Genomic DNA, 6,000 nt, shown 5'->3' with positions numbered 1-6,000 from the left:
GGTGGTTCAATTTCTCGTAACAATTACTTGTCGCCCCGTATATCTTTTTTTTTTCTTGGTGGGTTTTGGGGGGGCGGGGGGGGCCCCCGCCCCCGTGGTGGGGGGGGCCCCAGGACCGGGTGTCTTGCGTAAAGACTTAGCCGTGGAGCGGCTTTCCTGCCAGCGCGAGGTGGACTTCGCCCAGGGTCTCGTTCTGCGTCGGGTGTGCGTGGATGAACTGGGCCACGTCCTCCGGGTGTGCTTCCCAGTTGACGATGAGCTGTGCTTCGCCGATCTGCTCGCCCATGCGGGAACCGATCATGTGGATACCGACCACCGGGCCGTCCTTCTGGCGGACAACTTTCACGATGCCGCCCGTGCCCAGGATGGAGCTCTTGCCGTTGCCGGCCAGATTGTATTCCTGGGTCTGGACCTGATCCTCGCCGAACTTCTCCTTGGCGCCCTTTTCGGTGTAGCCAACGGTGGCGATTTCAGGTTCGCAGAAGGTGACCTTCGGGACGTTCACGTCTTCGACGACCACCGGGTTCAGGCCCGCGATCTCTTCGGCGACGAAGATGCCCTGCTGGTACCCGCGGTGGGCCAACTGCACGCCGGGGACGATGTCGCCGACGGCGTAGACGTTGCCGACGCCGGTGTGCAGGCGCTCGTTGGTGATGACGAAGCCGCGGTCGAGGGTGATACCTGCTTCTTCGTAACCAAGGTTGGCAGTGACGGGGCCGCGGCCCACGGCAACCAGGAGGAGATCGGCCTCGAAGGTCTGCCCGTCAACCAGGGTGACCTTCACGCCGTTGTCGTCCTGCTCGACGCCCTGGAAGAAGACGCCGGTGCTGAACTTGATGCCGCGCTTCTTGAAGGCGCGCTCAAGGTTCTTGACGATGGCAGTGTCTTCGTTGGGAACGAGGGAGGGGAGGCCTTCAACGATCGTGACGTCGACGCCGAAGGACTTCCACACGGAAGCGAATTCGACGCCGATGACGCCGCCGCCGAGGACGATGACGCTCTTGGGGATGTAGTCCATGGTCAGCGCTTCATCGGACGTGATGACGCGGCCGCCGATTTCCAGGCCGGGCAGGGAACGGGAGTAGGAACCCGTGGCCAGGACGATATTCTTGCCCTTGTAGGCTGCGCCGTTCACGACGACGGTGTCGGTGCCCTGCAGCTTGCCTTCGCCTTCGATGACCGTGATGCCCTTGGACTTGATGAGTCCCTGCAGGCCCTTGTACTTACCGGCGACGATTCCGTCCTTGTAGGCATTCACGGCCGTGATGTCGATGCTGTCCAACGTGACGTTGACGCCGTACTTGGCGGAATCGCGTGCGTGGTCGGCCAGTTCCGCCGAGTGCAGCAGGGCCTTGGTGGGGATACACCCGTTGTGCAGGCAGGTGCCGCCGAGCTTTCCCTTCTCGACGAGGCCAACGGTGAAACCAAGCTGAACGGCACGCAGAGCCGTGGCGTAGCCGCCGCTGCCGCCACCGAGTACCAGGATGTCGAATTCTTGCGCAGTTGCCTGATCGGCCACTAGGACGCTCCCTCGCGTGAGCGATGACACGCGACTACGCGTCATCTGGTCTTGGAACTTGTACTGCCGCGATTATGCCAGCACCGAAGTTCTCTTGCATTTGTGACTACCGTGGTTCACCTTAGCGAACCACTTATCCATGCTCCACCCTGCCGAGGCATTTGTGGGGCGCTTGTGGCCAGACTCACGTCAGGCCGTGGGGCCGGTCATGGACCGGCCCCACTTGGGGACGTGTTTAGGCCGTGGCCAGCACATCTTCGACGTAGGCGAGCAGCGTCCGAACGGTGCAGCCGGTGCCTTGCTTGGGCGTGTAGCCGTAGGGGCTGCCGTTGTTGAAGGACGGGCCGGCGATATCGACGTGTGCCCAGGGGATCTGCTTGCCCTCGGCGTCCTTCCCGACGAACTCGCGCAGGAACACAGCCGCGGTCATCATTCCACCGTGGCGTTCGCCGATGTTGGCGATGTCCGCCACTTGCGAGTCGAGGCTGGCCCGCAGTTCTTCCGGCAGCGGCATCGGCCAGACGAGCTCGCCCGCGCGGTCTGCCGCGGACTTGAGGGCGCCCGTGACGGCGTCGGAACCCATGACACCAGCGGTCCGGTTGCCGAGGGCGATCAGCTGGGCGCCCGTCAGTGTCGCGACGTCGATGATTGCGTCCGGCTGCTCGAGGCTGGCCGCGACGATTCCATCCGCCATGACCAGGCGTCCCTCGGCGTCGGTGTTGAGGACCTCGACCGTCTTGCCGCCGTACACGGTGAGGACGTCCGCCGGGCGCTGTGCAGCGCCCGAGGGCATGTTCTCGGCGATGCAGAGCCACGCGGTCACCTTGACGGGCAACCCGAGTCCCGCGACGGCCAGGACAGTATTAAGTACGACGGCGGCGCCCGCCATGTCGCTCTTCATGTCGCCCATGCCGAGGGCAGGCTTGATGGAAATGCCGCCCGTGTCAAAGGTGATGCCCTTGCCGACAAGCGCGATCTTCTTGGTGGCCTTGGCCGGGGCGTACTCCACCTTGACGAGGCGCGGCTGGCGGGTTGAACCCTTGCCAACGCCCAGGATTCCACCGAAACCGTCCTTTTCGAGGCGTTTCTCGTCCCACACGGTGACCTTGACCGGCAATCCCTTGGAGAGTTCCTTGGCAGCTTCGGCAAAGGACTCCGGGTACAGGTGGCTCGGAGGCTGGTTGACGAGGGTGCGGGTGGCGTTGACCGCGCGTCCCACGAGAAGTGCCCGGTCGAGCGCGGGTTGGACGTCCTTGCCGTCAAACGCCGTGTGGATCAGGACCTTGCCGACCGGATCCTTGAGGCCGTCCTTGCTGGAGCGGTGCTCTGTATAGGAATAGGAACCCAGCACGGCGCCTTCGGCGACGGCCGCGACGTCGGCGAGGGACGCCGTCGGGAGGGCCAGTGTCACGGAGGACAAACCGGCCAGTTGGCGGACGGCGGATCCTGCAGTCCGGCGCAGGGTTTCCTCGGCGAGGAGCGCGTCGCCGGCGACCTTGCCGACACCTGCCAGGACGAGGACGCCCGAACCGGTCTCCGGAAGACCCGGCAGACGGTGTACCTGATCGGGTGCTCCCGTGATGCCGAGGAGGCCCAATGAAGCGGCGAGGGTTTCCGCGGCCTTCGCCCCCAGCGGGTTCCCGAGCAGTACCGGCCCGTCTTCCCCCTGACCAACGGCTATCACGAGTGCGTCGCTTGGCGCCTTCTTCAGGTCCTTGGCAATAGTGCCAAGGGTGATGTCTGTAGTCTTCACCACGAGGATTTGTCCTCATCTCTCTCTGCATGGCTTGGCCGGGCTGCATGTTAGGCGCCCGGCCCTGGTACCCCTCGGTTGTCCGCTTGTGACAACGTCGGTGGTTGCTTGGGTCCGCACACGGCGGCACGTCTCGATCGTAGTCTGTCCGTTGCGCGGGAAAGCAATTAAATGAGAGTTGCGGCACATTGGCCGACAGGAATGCGCGGCCGGTCCGGGGCGTTGTACCAATACATGGAGCGTGGCCGGCCGCCGAGGCGTCTGTTGCGGCGTGCAGCCGCCTGCTCCTCCAAGAATTTGAAACTGCGAAAGGAACATGCCGTGTTTGAACGGATTTCCGGCTCACTCCTTGACCCTGAGTCGCTCTATGCGAGCAACATCGAGCTCTTCCACAGCCCGGATATCAGGGGCCTCAACATGCTGATGGGCTTCACCGGATTCGCTGATGCCGGTCACGTGGTCCAGCAGATCAACCGGGAACTACTGGATACGCTCGAAGTCGAAACCGTGGCTGTGTTCGACGCCGACCAGCTCATCGACTACCGCACGCGCCGTCCCCACATCAGCTTTGTCGAAGACCATTTGGAGGACTACAAAGCCCCCCAACTGGCGCTTTACAAGCTCAATGACGGCTTGGGCGAGCCGTTCCTCCTGCTTGCCGGTTTTGAACCGGATCTCCAATGGGAGCGTTTCGCGCGCGCCGTCGTCGGGATGGTGGAAAAACTGGACGTCAACCTGGTGACCTGGATCCACTCCATTCCCATGCCTGTTCCGCACACCCGGCCGGTTGGTGTCACGGTGCACGGTAACCGCCCGGAACTCATCGAGGGCATTTCGACGTGGAAGCCGACTGTCGAGGTTCCTGCGGCCGTCGGCCACATCCTCGAGTTGCGACTGGTCGAGGCCGGGCGGAAAGTGGCCGGGTACGTCATCCACGTCCCGCACTACCTCGCCGATGCCGAGTACCCGCCGGCAGCGGTCGCAGGACTCGAATACCTCGGTGCGGCCACGTCCCTGATGCTGCCGACGGACCGGCTTCGCGAGGCAGGCAGGGAAGTGGGCAGGCAGATCGCCGAACAGGTGGAAGCATCCGAGGACGTCCAGCAGGTGGTTTCCAAGCTGGAGTCCCGCTACGACGACAAGGCCGAGGGAACAGTCCGCCGTTCCCTGCTCGCCGACGAGAATGACGAACTGCCCAACGCCGAGGACCTGGGCGCGGCGGTTGAGGCGTATCTCGCACGTAAAGATGCGCGCCCATAAAGCAGCTTTAATGCGGCCCCGGGCATAATGGAACGGTGAACGCACCCCGCGCCTGGCTCATTTGGACGATTGGGGTGCTTGCCTACCTTGTGGCGGTCGCCCAGCGCACATCCTTCGGTGTGTCCGGACTGGAGGCTACCGAACGGTTCCATGCCAGCGCGGCGGCCATTTCCTTCTTCACGGTGCTTCAACTGCTGGTTTACGCCGGCCTCCAGATACCGGTCGGGCTCCTGGTTGACCGCTTCGGCTCGCGCGCCATGATCGCCAGCGGTGCCGTGCTCATGGGCCTCGGCCAACTCCAGTTGGCTTATGCCGACGCTGTTCCGGCGGGCGTGCTCGGCCGCGTCCTCGTCGGCGCCGGTGACGCCATGACCTTCGTCTCCGTGATCCGCCTCGTGCCGATCTGGTTCGCGCCGGCAAGGGTTCCGCTCGTCACCCAGCTGACGGGAATGTCGGGCCAGCTGGGCCAGCTCATCAGTGTGGTGCCGTTCGCGCTGGTCCTTCATTCGGCGGGTTGGAATACGGCCTTCCTGGCGTTGAGCTCGTTGTCGGCGCTCGCCGTCGTCCTTGTTCTCGCCTTGCTCAGGGACGTTCCGCCGGGTCACCCGCCGCGGGAGAGCGCCCAAGGGCTACGCGCCACAGGCGTGACACTGGCCCGTGCCTGGAAGCAGCCCGGGACGCGCCTGGGACTCTGGTGCCACTTCACGGTCCAGTTCAGCGGCAACGTCTTCGCCATGTCCTGGGGTTACCCGTTCCTGGTATCGGCGCAGGGCCTGAACCCGGCCACCGTGTCCGCCTTGATGGGACTCTTCGTCGTCACCAGCATTCTCGTGGGACCGTTGTTTGGAACCTTCGTGGCCAGGCACCCCATGCGGCGCTCGGCCATGGTCCTCCTGATTACGGCGGCCACCGCGCTCGCGTGGGCTGCGGTGCTGCTGTTGCCGAGCAGGGCGCCCCTATGGTTGCTTGCCTTGTTGGTGGTTGCCCTGGCCATCGGCGGCCCCGGGTCCATGATCGGTTTTGATTTTGCCCGGACATTCAATCCTTCCCACAGGATCGGCACCGCCACCGGCATCGTCAACGTGGGTGGCTTCGTTGCAGCCCTCGTGACGATCTACTTGGTGGGGCTCATCCTCGACCTCCTCCACACCAGCGGTTTCTCGGGCGGGGAGCTGTACGGCCTGGCGTCCTTCCGCATCGCATTGAGCGTGCAGTTCCTGTTCCTGCTCGTGGGTACGGTCCTGATCCTCATGACCCGTCGCAAAGTGCGCCGCCAAATGGCGGCCCAGGGTGTACACGTCCCGCCACTCCTCGTGTCGCTGGCAAACCAGCGCCGACGCCGCGTGGAATTGCGCCGCGAACGGCTAGCGAAGCAGCGGAGCTCCACGCCGTAGCCTGCTCTCACGGTGTTCCTCCACAGGCGCTGACGGACACCTTTGTCCACATACGGCAATTGAGGCCTGCCCTC

Annotated in this window: 4 protein-coding genes; 2 read left to right on the top strand and 2 right to left on the bottom strand. The window is 64.2% G+C overall.

The annotated features are described in order from the left end of the window. Nucleotides 1-136: 136 nt before the first annotated feature. Complete coding sequence (gene lpdA / locus AC4CS3_RS19375) at nt 137-1,519, bottom strand: dihydrolipoyl dehydrogenase (protein WP_441413370.1); 1,383 nt, start codon at nt 1,517-1,519, stop codon at nt 137-139. Between the two features lie 235 nt (nt 1,520-1,754). Next, entirely contained in the window at nt 1,755-3,275 is a 1,521-nt protein-coding gene (locus AC4CS3_RS19370; protein WP_490784783.1) for a leucyl aminopeptidase, read from the bottom strand. A 318-nt stretch (nt 3,276-3,593) separates the two neighbouring features. On the opposite strand from AC4CS3_RS19370, the gene AC4CS3_RS19365 reads away from it, so the two are divergent. Both AC4CS3_RS19365 and AC4CS3_RS19360 read left to right on the top strand, forming a co-directional pair. Next, on the top strand, nt 3,594-4,532 hold the full coding sequence (locus AC4CS3_RS19365; protein ID WP_490784782.1) for a proteasome assembly chaperone family protein: 939 nt from the start codon (nt 3,594-3,596) through the stop codon (nt 4,530-4,532). A gap of 35 nt (nt 4,533-4,567) precedes the next feature. Beyond that, complete coding sequence (locus tag AC4CS3_RS19360; protein WP_441413367.1) at nt 4,568-5,926, top strand: MFS transporter; 1,359 nt, start codon at nt 4,568-4,570, stop codon at nt 5,924-5,926. Nucleotides 5,927-6,000 lie beyond the last annotated feature (74 nt).

The sequence above is a fragment of the Arthrobacter sp. SE2 genome, assembly GCF_058244265.1.
Note: the sequence above shows the minus strand (reverse complement) of the source record. Positions and strands in the feature narration are given on the sequence as shown.